This is a genomic window from Spirosoma pulveris (assembly GCF_054781875.1).
Map to the genome: position 1 here is coordinate 235,576 of NZ_BAAGTO010000001.1, position 16,169 is coordinate 251,744.

Consider the following 16,169-nt stretch of genomic DNA (forward strand, 5'->3'; position numbering starts at 1 on the left):
GATCTGCTTTACAACCTTACTTCACTTCGCTAATTTCCAACACTACACTGGTTCGGCGGGTGTCTACCTGGGGGTTGAAGCCAATGGTCATCAGGTAGTTACCCGAATAGGCTGTTGTGTTCGTGTTAATTCGGGAAGTTGTGCCCGGATAAACGTTCAACTCCTGAATGCGGTAGCTTTTGGCGGGGTCGAGGCCGTTGAGTTTTATGGGTGCTTGGCTTCCGGCTTTGTATCTTGAATTGACCAGATAGGTGAACCACACCGCCCGGTCGCGGGCCTCGCTGACGTACATGGAGGCCGCCACATCATTTGTGTATGGGGAAGCAAGTCGGTACAAATCACCTTTCCAGATTACATTTTTGATGCGCTCATAGGTTTTGAGCGCCTGCTGGCTGAAAGCTAATTCCTCCTCGGTCAGTTTACTAACTACAATGTCGTAACCGATTTTCCCCATCATGGCTACGTCGGTACGGAACTTAATGGGTTGTTTTCCCCAGTCGGTCACGTGGTTGCAACTGGCAATAGATGGGAAAAAATAGGAATAATTCCATTGAATGAAAATCCGTTCCTGCGCATCGGTATTGTCACTCGGCCAGTATTCGGTAAAATATTTCAGAGCACCGTAATCTACCCGGCCCCCGCCACCCGAGCACAGCATCATGGGCAGGGCTGGGTGCTTGGCCCGAAGTCGGTCAAGTACCTTATAAAGGCCCTGCACATAATCGACGTACAGGTTCGACTGGTTCTGGATGGTGGCCGAGAACGCATTATAGATCACAGCGTTGCAATCCCACTTGATAAAGCCCAGCGTTGGATTCTTTGTCAGGAGACCATTGACCAGATCGTACACAAAATCCTGCACTTTGGGATTTGATAAATCGAGCACCAATTGATTTCGGAAGTAATACTCCGATCGGTTTGGCAGTTTAATGACCCAGTCTGGATGTTTTTCGTACAGTTCACTTTTGGGGCTTACCATCTCCGGCTCCAGCCAGATCCCGAATTTCACCCCCGCGCTTTCGGCGTCCTTCACCAAATAACCCAGACCATGCGGCAGTTTCTTCACATTTTCCTGCCAGTCGCCCAGCCCGGCCCGGTCGTTATTTCGGGGGTATTTATTACCGAACCAGCCATCATCCAACAGGAACAAGTCGACGCCAAGTTTTTTGCCATCCTTGAACAGAGCACTTAACTTCTCCTCGTTAAAGTCGAAGTAGGTAGCTTCCCAGTTGTTCAGGAGCGTCAGGCGGTTACCTTCTCCCTGCGGAATGCGGTGTTTGCGGGCCCAGCGATGCAGGCTCCGGCTGGCTCCGCCTTTGCCTTTATCGGAATAAGTGAAGAGGAATGCCGGTGTGGTAAATTCAGTTCCCGGTGTCAGCGAATAAGCTGATGCATAAGGATTGATGCCCGGTATGATGCGCAGATTGTGCAGCGGGTCGACTTCGAATGCCAACTGGTAGTTACCCGACCAGGAAAGTGTACCGGCAATCACTTCACCCTGCTCTTCTTCGGCAGGTTTATTGAGCGATACAAGAAATGACGGCGGCTGAAATAGATCGGCACGGGTGCCGAGCTTGGAGTCCAGCATCTTGATTCCTTCCGTAAGCGGTATCTCGCTGGGATTCATTTCGTTGGCCCAATCGCCGTGAAAGTGGGTCAGGTAATAATTCTGCGCCGGGATATACAGGTTCGCCGATGCATATTTCAGGAGCGTTACGGGTTTCTTCTCCGTATGGCGAATAGTGCTCCACTGCTCGATCACGTCTTCGTTTTGGTATGCTTTGTAGTAAAGCGTAACGTCAAAAGGGTATTGCGGGTCTTTGAGATACACTTTCGTCAGTACTACGCCGTCGGCCATCGACTGGCTTTCATGTCGGACGTACTTCAAATCGAGGGAAGGGTTGCCATCGGCATGGGTAACCTGAATGGCGGGCTCCAGCAGATTGCGGCTGCCAGCGGGTGTATAAACGGAATTGTAGATGTCCGTATAGTCTTCACCCCGCTTGCCTCTGGCCGGAATCGCTGCATATTCTGCCGCATTGCGGAGTTTTGGTCCCAAGTGAACAAGGGTAGGGAGCTGGTCTTTATCTACCCGAATAACAAGGGCTGTCTGCCGGGTTTCAATGGCAATATGGATGTCGCCCGGTGCTGCCTGCACGCGAGGCACAACTAGGAAAAAGAGAAAAAATGACAGACAGAGCTGTTTCATTGAAAATGGTAAAAATGTGGTGAATTGATTAGCTAATAGCGAGTTAATGCGTGCTTTCCAGCTCCTTATACAGGGCTTCCAGGTCGATCTGGTGCGATGGTGTGGTGTCTGCCTGGAGTACCCGCTTCATATAGGCAAGCGCATCGTGCGTATGCTCGGGTTTAATTGAGGCTACACAATCGTCCGGAATGGAAAGGGTAAAATCGCGCATGTAAGCGTCGTTGGCAGAAAAAAGTACACAGGAGTCGGTACTTACTCCGGTCAGAATGATATGCTTCACGTTCAGGTAGTTGAGCAGCATATCCAGTGTAGTTTCATAGAAGGCGGAGTTCTTAGGCTTTAGCACAAAATAATCGTCTTCATCGGGTTTAAGCACCTGAGCCAAATATTCCCCCCGAACACCGTCGTTCAGTACATGTTCAACCACTTCGTTGAAGTCAGACCGCCACCGGCCAAAGTTATCATTGGCATAAATAACGGGTATATTCTGTTCTTTGACGCGTCGTTTGAGGGCTGAAACAGCCTCAGCTGCCCGTTTAGCGGGCTCCAGAAACTCATCACCTCCCGGAAATTCCAGGTCATTGATCATGTCAATAATTAGCAGAGCAACTGGTGAGGTATCCGGTGCGTTTCCGTGCAGGTCGTTATTTTTTGTGTCCATGATGGTCCATTGAGGGTTGATTATTCGTACATAAACCTTCTTAAGTCCGAAAATGTACCATCCCTAGTCCATAATAATTAGTTGGCGGGGCGGGTTGTATATTCCATAAATCGGTAGACCTCCTGCCGGGTAAAGTCGAATAGTTGGGCTGTTTGATTGCGGAGTTGCTTGTATGCCTGGGCTGGCATAACGGGTGTCGGCGAATCTGCCAGTACCGGGTTGCCAACGGCACCAAGACTCGTCACGTAATTGGCAATGCTGAATTCATATCCTTTTTCACTGCCGTTGGGAATAACCAGGGAGGAAAAATCCCATCCCAGTAAGTTGCCACGTTTAATTCGCTCGGTACTTAATTTCTTGAGTTGGCTAACCACACCTTCATAATCTGCACCGGGGTTCCGGCGACGAATACGATCCACGATCATAAACTGCGTACCATCGGGTGCGAATTTCGGCGCGAATGTGCCATCGGTTATCTCCCAGATCTCAATTTTAACTACGGGGGCAGTCTGCCGGTCACGTTTTTGTAAATCGGCCATTTTAATCTGAACGCTATCGCCATAAATTCGTGCCATTGCCTCGGGCGATGCTCCTTTAATAGCCATTTCGGGCGTAACGATTCGCGTTACATAGTCATATTCGGTTTGGTTTGGGTTCGATGTAAACTGTTTGACGGTCATGTACCAGCCTTCCAGCTTACCTTCATCGACTGCAGCCTGGTTTATCTTTTTCCATTCGCGTTCTACGGGTAATGCATCCTGAATGGTAAGACCCGGCGATAGCTTGTGGTAGATCAGGTACATGTACTTTTTCTGAGGTGTAGTTGACTGAGCATGTCCATAATTGAAAACAGGAATGAACAAGCTTAATAAGGTCAGTTTTCTAAGTAAATGAGAAAGCAAAGTCATGAGCGGAATTTGGTTATACATAGAGTTTAAGGTGCGCAATCTAACTAAAAAGGGCTTTTTGGTAGAATATACTACAGGATGAAAGGCATTAAAAATAGGGTAGAGCATGCGTTAATCCGGTTAACGGGCAACTATATTAACACACAAAAAAGGCCCGGCAGAACGCCGGGCCTCTTGTTAGTCAATGTACAATCTGCTTATTTATAGGCAGGATTTTGAGTAAGCGTTGGTTTACCCGCGATCGACGAATTGTCGATGGCTTCCTGAGGGATTGGGAAATACTCATTTTTCCCTTTAACAAACCGGGCTCCTTTCAAATACGTCCGTTTGTTGCCTTCCGTTGTGGTGTATGCCGTTAGCACATCGGCGGCAACACCCCAGCGAACGAGGTCGAAGAAGCGGTGGCCTTCCATGGCAAACTCAAGCCGGGTCTCGTGCCGGACAGCTTTGCGGGCAACTGCTTTGTCTGTCCAGGCAGCTGTGTAGCCTTTAATGACGTAATTGGCTGCTGGTTCGCTGGTTTCGGTGTAGGCATCGCGAGTTGGTCCCTGTATGGCTTTTTTTACCCAATCCGCTGGGTTAGCTGCCCGTGTCCGTACTTGATTAACAAGTGCTCTGGCCCTTTCCAGATTACCCAGTTCGACTTCAGCTTCGGCAAGCCAAAGCAGGACGTGAGCGTAGCGAATCAGGCGGAAGTTGTTGCCGGTAAGGTTTGTCCAGCCAACACCCAACAAGGTGTTTTTCTTGGAGGCAACGTGCTTTTTAGGTGAGTAAGGACCGGCATACGTCTGGTCACGGATGAAATCGCTGTTATGGATTTTGAAATCCTTGTACAGGATGCCACGGCGACCAACCGTCCAGTCAAGGCGAGGGTCAAGCCGACCTGCATCGGGCGTATAAGCTGCTTCAAGTGGGATACCCTGGTCGTTCTTCACGTCAACATCGTTAAACGTGTCCAGAAGTGGTAAGCCGTTCGCATCGGTTTTGTAGGCGTTCACCAGGTTCTGAGAAGGCTGGTAAAATCCGCAGCAGCCCCAGGGCGAAGCATAGGGGTGAGCCAAGCCCATCCCAGCCGTTGCCGCTCCATCGTCGGAAGCTGATTTGGCATACTGAACTTCAAAGATGGATTCAGCATTGTTGCGGGTATCGGAGTCGAAGTTTTGCGAGAAGTTATCGATGAGTTTGAACTTGCCGCTGTTTACGATCTGATCGAATACCGTTTTCGCCTGTTGAAGCTTGGCTGTGTTAGGCGCTCCTGTTGAAATATCGAAGCCCTGGTACATATACGTCTTTCCCAGGTGCGCCAAGGCTGCATATTTGGTTGGCCGGCCGGGTTGATCCTGAGATTCTGGAAGCACGGCAGCCGCTGCGGTGAAATCAGCTTCGATATTCGGCCAAATCTCTTTGTCGTTGGGGATTTTGGTCGAATTCGGGTCACTTATGTCGTAGACTTTCTCATCGATATAAGGCGCATACCGGAATATCTTCCGGGCTTCGAAGTGAAAATAACCACGAAGGAATTTAGCTTCTGCCTCAATCTGTTTACGACGGGCATCGGTGATGTCCTTTACCGTGGGCAAGATATCGAGTACGTTATTGGTCCGGGCAACACCTTCGTACAAACCGCGCCATTTGTTGCGAATATGGTTGTTCGTTGGCTGAAAGTCGTACCGTTCAATGAAGGACTGCTCAGGCTGGTCGCCCGCATCGGTGCCTTTATAGGCGTCATCGGAGGGAATACCACCGAATACCCAGTTCTGGACTTCGTTATTCCAGGCATCCTGACCACCAATTCCCTGGCCATCCAGCATGCCATAGGCACCAACCAGAATTCCCTCAATCCCTTTGAGGTTTGACAGCGATGCCGGGCTATACTGACCCTGTGGAGGACGGGTCAAGAAAGAATCGTTACAACCATCCAGCACAATAAGGCCTGTGACCGTAAACGCAGATAGTAGAAGCTTTTTATGAAAAGTATGCATGATTTTTTACAAGTTGTCAGGTGAAGAGTAGCTTAGAATCCAACGCTTAGGCCAAACAGTAGTGTCCGGGAAGCAGGCAGGTAACCGCCGTCGAAACCAAGGTTCCGGTTTCTGTCACCGCTGGAGTTATTCGAAATGCTAATCTCCGGATTAAGCCCCTGGTATTTGGTGAATGTGAGCAGGTTCTGGCTCTGTACGTAAACCTGGCAGCTGCTCAGGCCCAGCTTGGAAAGCAAACCGGCAGGCAGTGTGTAGCCCAACTGAACGTTCTTAATCCGGAAATACGAACCATCCTCAATGAAGTAGGAGGAAGGACGGCTGCTGATCTGGTCATTGGCATCCGGAATGGGTACTGTACCGCCCGGGTTCGTTTTTGACCAGGAATCGTACAATGCCCGACGGGAGCGGTTACCCTGGAACGTATTGAAATCCGTGAAATACCGGGTGTAGTTATAAATTTTGTTTCCCTGCGATCCGTTTCCGAAAATGGTCAGGTCGAAGTTTTTATAACCAAGGTTCAGGTTGATACCGTAGGTAAAATCAGGGTGGGGGCTACCGATAACGGTACGGTCAGCATCATCAATTTTACCGTCGCCGTTGATATCGGCCATTTTAAATTTACCCACGGCGTTGTAATCACCATAGGGAGCCCAGGCTTTTGCTTCTTCGGCCGTCTGGAAGATGCCGAGTACCTGATAGCCAAAGAACGAGGAAATAGGGAGACCAGCCTGTGTCAGAGTTACGGCCGGTACACGGGAGCCATAGCCGAAGTATCGGGTATTATCGCTTTCGTCCAGTTTCAGAACTTTGTTGCGGTACGTGGCAAAGTTGATGCTGGCTCCGTAACGGAAGTCACCTTTTCGGTCTTTGTAGCCAATGGCGAGGTCGACACCCCGGTTTTGCATGCTACCAACGTTATACGCCGGAATATCAGCGTCGCCCGCAGTAAACGTAAAGGGTGAAGTGAAGAGCATGTCGGTCGTTTTCCGGCTCCACACATCGAAGCTTACATCTAACTTATTGGATAACATGGCCAGGTCGAAACCAAAGTTGGTCGAAGCCGTTGCTTCCCATTTTGCATTGGGGTTACCAAAACGCTGTGGGCTGAAACCCGCGGTGGCGGTAGACATACTTCCATCAATTGGATAACCATTCGTGGATGTATTGGAACGATAGGTGGTGTAAGCATTGTAATCACCAATGGCCTGGTTACCGGTTTTACCCCATCCGGCCCGCAGTTTCATGTCGCTTACGAAGGCCAAGTTGTTCTTGAAGAAATTCTCCTGCGAAATACGCCAGCCCGCCGAAATAGCCGGGAACAAAGCACTGTTCGAGGCCGACAGGAAACGCGATGATTTATCCTGCCGAATAATGGCCTGGAACAGGTATTTATCGCTGTAAGCATAGTTCACTTTACCGAAGACTGAGAACAGGGAGTAATCCTGCTCAATGCGCCCTTCGTTACTGGCCGAAGACTGTGTGCCCAGATCAAGATAGCTTTGAATATCTTTCTGTTCAGTAAAGTAACCACTACGAGCGGCTCCGAAGAACTCCTGATACTGACGGATGGCTTCCGTACCAACGAAGGCATCTACCTTATGGACATTTTTAAACGTTTTCGAGTAGTTCAGCGTGTTGGTCCATACCCACTGATAAAAATAGCGGTTCTGATCGGTCAGGCTATTGTTGAAGCTACCCTCGATGTATTCCGGATTGGCCCGTCCCAGATACTTGGCGCGGTCTCCATTGGCATCGAGGCCCATTGAGGTACGAGCCGTCAATCCTTCGATGATGTCAACTTCGGCGTACGCATTACCAAACACGCGAAGACTGTTATAGCGGTTGTCACGCTCGCGGAACAGGGTAGCTACCGGGTTGGAGTTATTTCCCAGATTGAGCCCGCGGCTACCGGCAAAGTTTCCGGCAATATCGTAGACTGGAAGCAGGGGATGGTGTTTGTACGAACCCGATACGGCATTCTGCTCTTCGTTGTTATTGAAACCTCCTTTGCGGCTGCTGTAAGCGGCTGTCAGGTTCTCACCAACGCGAATGCGTTTTTTAACATTGAACTCCGTGTTAGCTCGAATGGAATAGCGGTCGTAACCAATATCCCGAACCGTGCCCTGCTGGTTGAAATAACCTACCGATAACGCGTAACGTCCGGTTTCTGAGCCTCCTGTTGCACCGAGCTGATAGTTTTGAATGGGAGCCACCCGAGAAACTTCGTCAAACCAGTTCGTATTGGCCGAGCGGGTAATGGCATAGATGTTATCTGGCGTGAGCGAATACTTGCTGGGGTCGACGGCGGCCGTGCCCTCAGCTCCCTTGCTGGGGAACACATAGGCCGGAATAGTTACCTGTCCATTTGCACCATAGGTATATTGGCCGTGAGAAGGAGTTTTGCCTGCGTTAACATCTGCCAGATACAAATACTGACCCAGTTCCGTAGCATTCAATACTTCGCCTTTTTTAGCCCATTGCTGCGAACCGTAATAAGCATCGAACGTAATCCGTGATACGCCTGCTTTACCTTTTTTGGTCGTTACGATAACGACCCCGTTAGCCGCTCTGGAACCGTAAATAGAAGATGCAGAAGCATCTTTCAGCACCTGAATGGTCTCAATGTCATTTTGGTTGATGGTGCCCAGATTCTGGGTTGGCACGCCGTCAATGATGTAGAGCGGGTCGTTGTTGCCAATGGTACCAAAACCACGGATCCGCACCGTTGCTGAACCGCCCGGTGTGGCATCATTCGTTACCGTTACGCCGGCTACCCGACCCTGCAATTGCTGCGCGACATCGGTTGCCGGAATAGACAGTAATTCTTTGGTGTTCACCGTCGATACAGCCCCCGTAATGTCCCGCTTGGATTGGGCACTATAACCTGTTACAACAACTTCGTTAAGCGTGGAAATATCTTCCGACAGGGTGACATTAACTACAGACTGATTACCAACAACTACTTCCTGTGCTTTAAATCCAATAAATGAAAAAACAAGGGTTGTTCTGGCAGGTGCAGCAATACTGTATCCACCGTTGGCATCACTAACAACGCCCCGAGATGTGCCTTTAATCGAGACGTTTACGCCGGGAAGCGCGCTGCCGTCACCTTTAGACGTAATACGTCCGGTAATCGTGCGATCCTGGGCTAAAACTGCCGTGTGCATCAAAAGTAAGGTAATCCATAGTAAAATGGATCCCCTACATAGATAGTAGTGATTCTTCATACAATTTAAGTATAAATCCTTAGTGAGATTGGTTTAACACTGCAGCAAAATTAAAATCTTTCTCAGTAAAAAATTACCATAATAAAATTATTTGACGAAAATATTAACTTTTTTCGGACTGTTTAATTCTTTATGGTATATTATGTATACTAGTGAATTTTTAACTATTTTAAGAAATGTACTTAAGTGTGTGGCTTAATAATATGTATTACTACTCAAAATAAATATTGTTAAATAGTGGGTAATAAGTGTTTTGCATGTCATATGGTAACTAGAATGGATATTTGTTGTCAAAGATGTAAGACTAATTGTTTTTTATTAATAATTGTAAATAGCTGTAATTGAGTGGTCGTATCAAAAATAGGCCGGTTGAAAATTAGATTATTCTTATGGGGTCATTTTGACACGTAATTGGACGCTACTGTGGGTGACAAAAACTTCAGATTTATAAAACAATATTCCACTAGGCCAGTAAATAGCGTTTTATTTCAATTCATTGGTGGCTGATGACTGTCAACTTAGGGAATAATTCTTAGGTGGGTAGGTAATATGTTTAGTGGCCTGGAGTTAAGCCTGAAGTTTATCTTAAGAAATGAACAATATTTAATATGACTTTAAATGGTAGAATTTGTAAAGTGTGGCTTTCAGGAATAGACCTCAATTTGAGCAAAGCATAAACTGGTATTTTTCCCTAATGAAAAAGCTACAAATCAATTTCCTGTTCTATCTACATGGCCTATTCCTGTTAACCAGCGGGATGGCCATGGCACAAAACCAAAGTCTGGGCGTATTTGACGGTCATGGCGATATTGGTGCAGTTTTAAAACCAGGCTCTGCCTCTTATAACCCGAAAACGCATGAATATGAGCTCTCTGGCTCAGGTTATAATGTGTGGTTTGACCATGATGAGTTTCATTTCATGTGGAAACGCATGAAAGGGGATTTCATCCTGTATACCCGAGCCGCTCTGGTTGGGAAGGGCGTTGATCCGCATCGGAAAGTAGGCTGGATGGTAAGGACAAGCCTCGATGGAAAATCGGCCCACATCAACGCGGTTGAACACGGCGATGGGCTTACATCCCTGCAATTCAGACGGACGGCCGGTGCCAATACAGAAGAAATTCGGTCCAAACTAACGGGCGCGGATGTCATTCAACTGGAACGAAAAGGGAATACCTATACCATGCGGGTGGCTAAATTTGGTGAGCCTTTTGTAACGGAACAGGTCGCCGACCTTCCACTTGGAGACGAGGTATACGTCGGCTTGTTTGTGGGATCGCATAACAAAGATGTGCTTGAGCGTGGTGTTTTCCGCGATGTGCGGATCAGTGTTCCTGCTCACGACGGCCTGGTGCCTTACCGCGAATACCTGGCCAGTAATCTGGAAATTCTGGATGTAACAACCGGTAATCGGCAGGTAATATACAATGTACCTAAGTCAATTCAGGCACCCAACTGGACGCCCGATGGGAAGACATTGCTCTATAACAGTGATGGACTGATGTATACCTTTAATCTGGCAAAGGGTAAACCAACTGTGCTCAATACAGGCGATGTAAAGAATAATAACAATGATCACGTACTCTCTTTCGACGGTAAAATGCTGGGGCTAAGCAGTGGCGTAAAAGAACTGGGAGGCTCTATTATTTTCACCGTGCCCATTAAGGGAGGAGCGCCCAAACAGATAACGCCTATAGGACCTTCTTACCTGCATGGCTGGTCGCCGGACCGGAAAACGCTGGTCTTCACCGGCTCCCGCAATAATGAGTACGATATCTACAGCGTACCCTCGGCCGGTGGTCCGGAAGTACGATTAACCGAAGCGAAGGGCCTTGATGACGGTCCTGAATATACGCCCGATGGAAAGTATATCTATTTTAATTCCAGCCGCACCGGTACCATGCAGATTTATCGCATGAAGTCCGACGGCAGTGAACAGGAAGCGATTACCAATGGCGAATTCCATGATTGGTTTCCTCACATCTCCCCCGATGGCAAATGGATTATCTTTTTGTCCTTTCTAAAAGAGGAAGTTAAGCCGGACGATCATCCATTTTATAAGCATGTGTATCTGCGAATGCTGCCTATTTCTGGGATCGGGCAACCTAAAGTGCTGGCGTATATCTATGGCGGTCAGGGTACAATCAACACCCCTTCGTGGTCGCCGGACAGCAAACGAGTGGCCTTTGTCAGCAACACCGCCGAAAGTAGTGTTAGCCCAGTCGAAAAGTAGATGACAGTTGAAGCGGAACGGGCAATTGGAGCCGGTCGGGGAGGGTTAAGCACCCGCTACCGAAACCGGCTTCATTTCCGTACTTTTGTGTGATGGAATTACTCCAATTGGAAATGCCTGGAATGGAAATACTTAAAAGTGATCGGCTTACACACCTAAAATACGATATTCGGGGGCCGATTTATGAAAAGTCCCTTGAGCTTGAAAGTCAGGGTTACAAAATAATCAGTCTGAATATTGGCAATCCGGCCACGTTTGGCTTCGACGCTCCCGACGAAATTGTTCATGATATTATTCTGAATATCCGCAACGCACAGGGCTATTCCGATTCGCGTGGGCTGTTTGCGGCCCGCAAGGCGGTCATGCATTATACCCAGAACATTGGTTTACCGGGCATTGCCATTAACGATATCTACATTGGAAATGGTGTAAGTGAACTGATCATGCTTTCCATGCAGGCGCTGCTTAATGAAGGAGACGAAGTGCTGGTACCCTCGCCCGATTACCCGCTCTGGACGGCCTCTGTGGCTTTCTGTGGGGGTAAACCCGTTCACTATAACTGCGACGAAGCGGTCGGCTGGAATCCCGACCTGGATGATCTGGAGCGCAGAATAACCCCTCGAACGCGGGCCATCGTTGTCATAAATCCAAACAATCCGACGGGGGCCGTGTACGAAAAATCGGTACTGGAAGGCATTGCCCGGATTGCCGAAAAACATAAACTCATTGTCTTTTCCGATGAGATTTACGACCGAATACTTTACGACGAAGCCATTCATTACCCGATTTCCAAGATGATACACGAAACGCTGTGTATCACCATGGGTGGCTTGTCGAAAAACTACCGGGCGGCCGGTTTTCGGGGTGGCTGGATGATTTTAAGCGGGGCGAGGCACCGGGCCAAGTCGTACATCGAAGGGCTGACATTACTGGCCAGTATGCGCCTGTGCGCCAACGTACCCACACAGTTCGCTATTCAGACGGCATTGGGTGGTTACCAGAGCATTAATGACTTAGTCATGCCAACAGGGCGTCTGCACAAGCAGATGATGATGGCCTATGAGCGCATGACGGCTATTCCGGGGATTACCTGCGTAAAGCCCAAAGGAGCTTTGTACATTTTTCCGAAGATAGACTTAACTCAGTTTGACCTGATCGACGATAACGATTTTGTCCTAAACCTGCTCATTGAGCAGAAGGTGCTGGTTGTGGCTGGTAATGGGTTTAACTACAGCCAAAATGATCATTTTCGAATCGTTTGTCTGCCAACACTCGATGAATTGACCGTAGCCATGGACCGTATCGAGTACTTCCTTGAAAGTCGACGGAAATAACCCAAAATATACCTGCATTAATTAAGCACGAATCCATAGTGAATGGTGAGTGAAGCTTTATTGCTCACTCACCATTTCTATGTCAGGCAGTCGACAAGCTGTTAGTAACTCGAAGACCATAATTTCGGATGGCATGATCATCCTGGTTTCAGTCAGGTAGTGTGTGCGTACCTATGGTAAGTTCTCCGTATAGAAATTATCCAGCACACCATGCTATAAAGGCTTTGTATAGATGCCCTCAGTAATTGGCTTTTTGATTACTCGGTCCGCAGACTTTTAACGGGGTTCATTCGGGCAACTTTTAGGCTTTGAAGGCCGATGGTTAATAACGCAATGGCCAGGGCCAGTACACCCGCCAGAGCGAATATCCACCAGTCGATGGTAATCTTATACGCAAAGTGCTTAAGCCAGTAGTTCATGGCATACCAGGCAATAGGAAAGGCTAATCCAATAGATACCAGGATCAACCTTAGGAAATCCTGGCTGAGCAAGGCCACCAGGCTTGTCATCGAAGCCCCCAGCACCCGGCGAACGCCAATCTCTTTAGTCCGCTGCTGGGTAGATAACGCCGACAGACCCAACAGACCCATGCAGGAAATCAGGATGCACAGGGCCGAAAAAAGTCCCATAAACTGCAACGCCTTTTGATCCTGCCGGTAGAGTTGTTCGAACTCATCATCAGCAAACGCGTAGACAAGGGGCGATTGTGGAAATGTTGTTTTGAATAAGGCCAGCGCCTGCTTAAGACCCGTAACGGCCTGTCCTGGCTGTGTTTCTATCAATAAGGCAGCTGCGTTGGGTAAATTGGCCCGAATAACGACAGGGCCAATCGGTTCGTGCGCCCTTTGGTAGTAGAAATCTTTCACCACCCCAATAATAACGCCATTATTGAACCGTTTGCCCACGACGGGCTGGCTAATTCCGAATTGCTTAACGGCGGTTTCGTTGAGTATGGTGTTAGCCTGGTCCGTTTGAATCTCTTTATTGAACCACCGGCCCTGTACCAGCCTGAATTTCATAATGGCCTGCAGATCCACATCGGCTCCGTAGGAAACGTACGGGGGTTGAAACGCTGAATCACGACCGTCCCAGTCAACCCCCCCGGCAGTTGTGTAGCCCCCATTGACAATGGACTCCTGGTTCATACGCACCACATGTTTGATGGAGGGAAGAGCCAGTAGTCGTTGCTTTAAATCAGCCAAACGAGAAAATAATTGCCTCCGGTTAGCCTGAAACTGATCAAAACTGGTACTGGGAAGATGCTCGTCGGGTACCTGGATTGTCAGGAGCTGGCTGCGTTGGTAGTCGTTATGTTGCTGCTGAAGAAAAGTTACCTGACGATACACAACGATCACCCCAATTATCATGATAACAGTAATGCTAAATCGACTTATTATCAGTAGTTTACGGAGGGTAGTGTTCCTGATTTGAAACAATCCTGTACCCCGGAGTAACTCTATAGGAGTGATCGCTGAAAGCAATAGGGCAGGGTAGATACTGATCAAAAACAGGGTAACTAGCCAGGTGCCCAGCAGTAAGACAGCAATGGGCCAGGCGGTAAAATCGAATGTAAAGGCCTTACCCGTGAACGTATTGAAGGCGGGCAGACTCAGTTGGATTAGCAGAACAGACAACGCCATGGCGAACACACTCATCAGGACTGACTCCGTCATGAGCTGCTTGAACAGTTGGTATCGATTGGCACCAATCATCTTGCGGACACCCAGTTCTTTGGTCCGCAGGGTGGTTTTTGCAATGGCCAGATTGATGTAGTTAACACCAGCGGCCAGCAACAGTAAAATAGCCAGCAGTGTAAACGTATGGGTGGTAGTGGGGTTGGTATGGTCGAAGGCCGTAACGGAAATGTCGGTCTGGAAGTGGAGGGAGGTTAGAGGTAAAAGGCTGGGCGTTAGGTCGTTGTTTGTTCGGTTCGTAGCGTAGAGCCTGGCTATATCCATGGTAACCTTTGCCGGATTAGCCGAAGGCGCGAGTCGAATAAATGTTTTGTGGGATGGATATAGCCAGGTACTCGCTTCTGCTCGCTGATTAGGGGTCTGCAGTTTGGCTGAGAATGGAATGAGGACGTCAATCTGAAAACTGGAATTTACGGGGTTGTCCTGAACAATGGCCCGCACGATGTAGTCGGTAGTGCCGATTCGTACCCGGCGACCGGTGCCGCTGCTATTGCCGAATAGCTGGCGAGCTTTAGACCGGGTCAGTATAAGGCTGAAAGGGTGGGCCAGAAAGGACTGCCAGCTTCCTTCTACCAACTGATACCTGAACATCTCGAACCAGTGTTGATCGACATAGGCGACATATTCCTGGATAAAGTAATTTTGACCAACCTGTAGAACGATTTCATTTCGGAATGATCGGGCCATCTGAGCGACAAGCTCAACCTGGGGCAGTTGGCTGGACAGGGCAGCTGCCAGCGGATATGGGCTATTTTCTGCCTTGATGGACTGATTACTATTCGATTGGTATTGATTCGTGATCAGATAGATTCGGTCGGCGGCTGGATGATAGGTGTCGAACCGCCACTCATTTTGCACCCAAAGCATGATCAGCAGGAAGGCCGCAATAGCCAGGGCCAGTCCGCCCAGACTCATTCCCGTTTGCAGGGGTTGCTGTTGGCTGCTGCGCCAGGCGATTTTGATGTAGTTCCGAATCATGCGCGTTGAGGTTCAGGTCAATACAGGATAAAACCTGTTTGATAAACTCCAAAAAGTATACCGTAAACGTAAGTGATTCACAGCTAATAAATTATTCTATACCGATCCGACTATTTGTCCAGAATCGGACAGCTTTCTGTTCACTTATGGACGCTTAACTACCCATATTGGGGAGTAAATCTTTGCTAATCAGTGCGTAGCTTTGGAATATCACCCTGGCCCATTATGATTACCATCGTACTTTTTGAGGATAACAAAAGCCTGCGAAAGAGTTTATCGGGCTACTTCGCCAGTATCGATGAGGTGTTTCTGGCCGGGGCCTATGGGGATGCTAACGAAGCCGTTGTCAAAATTCGCAAACATCGACCCGATGTGGTGCTCATGGATATTCAGATGCCGGGGCTATCGGGGATCGAAGCTATGCAGCACATCATGGCCGCCTATCCTGAAACCAAAGTACTGATTCATACCGTATTTGAGGATGAACATCGGATCTTCTCTGCACTCTGCGGAGGGGCGTCGGGCTACGTTCTCAAAAGTCCCGATCCGGACGATGTGCTCCAGGCCATTGAGGATGTTTATAATGGCGGAGCACATATGTCGCCTACCATTGCCGCTAAAGCATTACGGATGTTTCAGCATCAGTTTGTAAAAAATCAGCCTACCTACGTAGAATTAACTGAACGTGAGCGTGATGTGCTCACTTGTATGGTACGGGGCATGAGCTACAAAATGATTGCCGATGCCTGCTCCATTAGTTTCCATACGGTGCATTATCACATCAAGCACATCTACGAAAAACTTCATGTCAACTCCGCGCCGGAGGCCGTAGTGAAAGCCATTGAGCAGAAACTCGTCTGAGCGCGATACCAGCCATAAGTAGGGCTAGCGAAAGCAGCATTGACGATGATCAGTCCATTTAGGTGCCTGAAAGTTGGTTAAT

Annotated in this window: 9 protein-coding genes; 3 read left to right on the plus strand and 6 right to left on the minus strand. The window is 48.5% G+C overall.

Annotated features, from left to right (window positions below):
- Nucleotides 1-16 precede the first annotated feature (16 nt).
- From ACYVJM_RS00945 to ACYVJM_RS00965, 5 genes are all read right to left on the minus strand, one after another.
- Nucleotides 17-2,209: an alpha-galactosidase gene (locus tag ACYVJM_RS00945; RefSeq protein WP_461146331.1), complete on the minus strand. Its 2,193-nt coding sequence runs from the start codon at nucleotides 2,207-2,209 to the stop codon at nucleotides 17-19.
- A 43-nt stretch (nucleotides 2,210-2,252) separates the two neighbouring features.
- On the minus strand, nucleotides 2,253-2,870 hold the full coding sequence (locus tag ACYVJM_RS00950) for a cysteine hydrolase family protein (RefSeq protein WP_461146332.1): 618 nt from the start codon (nucleotides 2,868-2,870) through the stop codon (nucleotides 2,253-2,255).
- Between the two features lie 77 nt (nucleotides 2,871-2,947).
- Nucleotides 2,948-3,778 carry a hypothetical protein gene (locus ACYVJM_RS00955; protein ID WP_461146333.1) on the minus strand — a complete coding sequence of 277 codons (831 nt, stop codon included), beginning with the start codon at nucleotides 3,776-3,778 and terminating at the stop codon, nucleotides 2,948-2,950.
- Nucleotides 3,779-3,975: 197 nt separating this feature from the next.
- Entirely contained in the window at nucleotides 3,976-5,760 is a 1,785-nt protein-coding gene (locus ACYVJM_RS00960; protein WP_461146334.1) for a RagB/SusD family nutrient uptake outer membrane protein, read from the minus strand.
- A gap of 32 nt (nucleotides 5,761-5,792) precedes the next feature.
- On the minus strand, nucleotides 5,793-8,987 hold the full coding sequence (locus ACYVJM_RS00965; protein WP_461146335.1) for a SusC/RagA family TonB-linked outer membrane protein: 3,195 nt from the start codon (nucleotides 8,985-8,987) through the stop codon (nucleotides 5,793-5,795).
- Nucleotides 8,988-9,681: 694 nt separating this feature from the next.
- Between ACYVJM_RS00965 and ACYVJM_RS00970 the strand changes: the two genes are divergently transcribed.
- The gene (locus ACYVJM_RS00970; RefSeq protein WP_461146336.1) at nucleotides 9,682-11,220 is read left to right on the plus strand and encodes a TolB family protein; all 1,539 of its coding nucleotides are present in this window, start codon (nucleotides 9,682-9,684) and stop codon (nucleotides 11,218-11,220) included.
- Nucleotides 11,221-11,342: 122 nt separating this feature from the next.
- The gene (locus tag ACYVJM_RS00975) at nucleotides 11,343-12,554 is read left to right on the plus strand and encodes a pyridoxal phosphate-dependent aminotransferase (RefSeq protein WP_461147719.1); all 1,212 of its coding nucleotides are present in this window, start codon (nucleotides 11,343-11,345) and stop codon (nucleotides 12,552-12,554) included.
- A 257-nt stretch (nucleotides 12,555-12,811) separates the two neighbouring features.
- Here the strand turns inward: ACYVJM_RS00975 and ACYVJM_RS00980 are convergent, their stop codons facing one another.
- On the minus strand, nucleotides 12,812-15,226 hold the full coding sequence (locus ACYVJM_RS00980) for an ABC transporter permease (protein WP_461146337.1): 2,415 nt from the start codon (nucleotides 15,224-15,226) through the stop codon (nucleotides 12,812-12,814).
- 225 nt (nucleotides 15,227-15,451) lie between these two features.
- Here ACYVJM_RS00980 and ACYVJM_RS00985 point away from each other — a divergent pair, with 225 nt between their 5' ends.
- Nucleotides 15,452-16,087, plus strand: coding sequence for a response regulator (locus ACYVJM_RS00985; RefSeq protein WP_461146338.1), 636 nt, complete (start codon nucleotides 15,452-15,454; stop codon nucleotides 16,085-16,087).
- Nucleotides 16,088-16,169 lie beyond the last annotated feature (82 nt).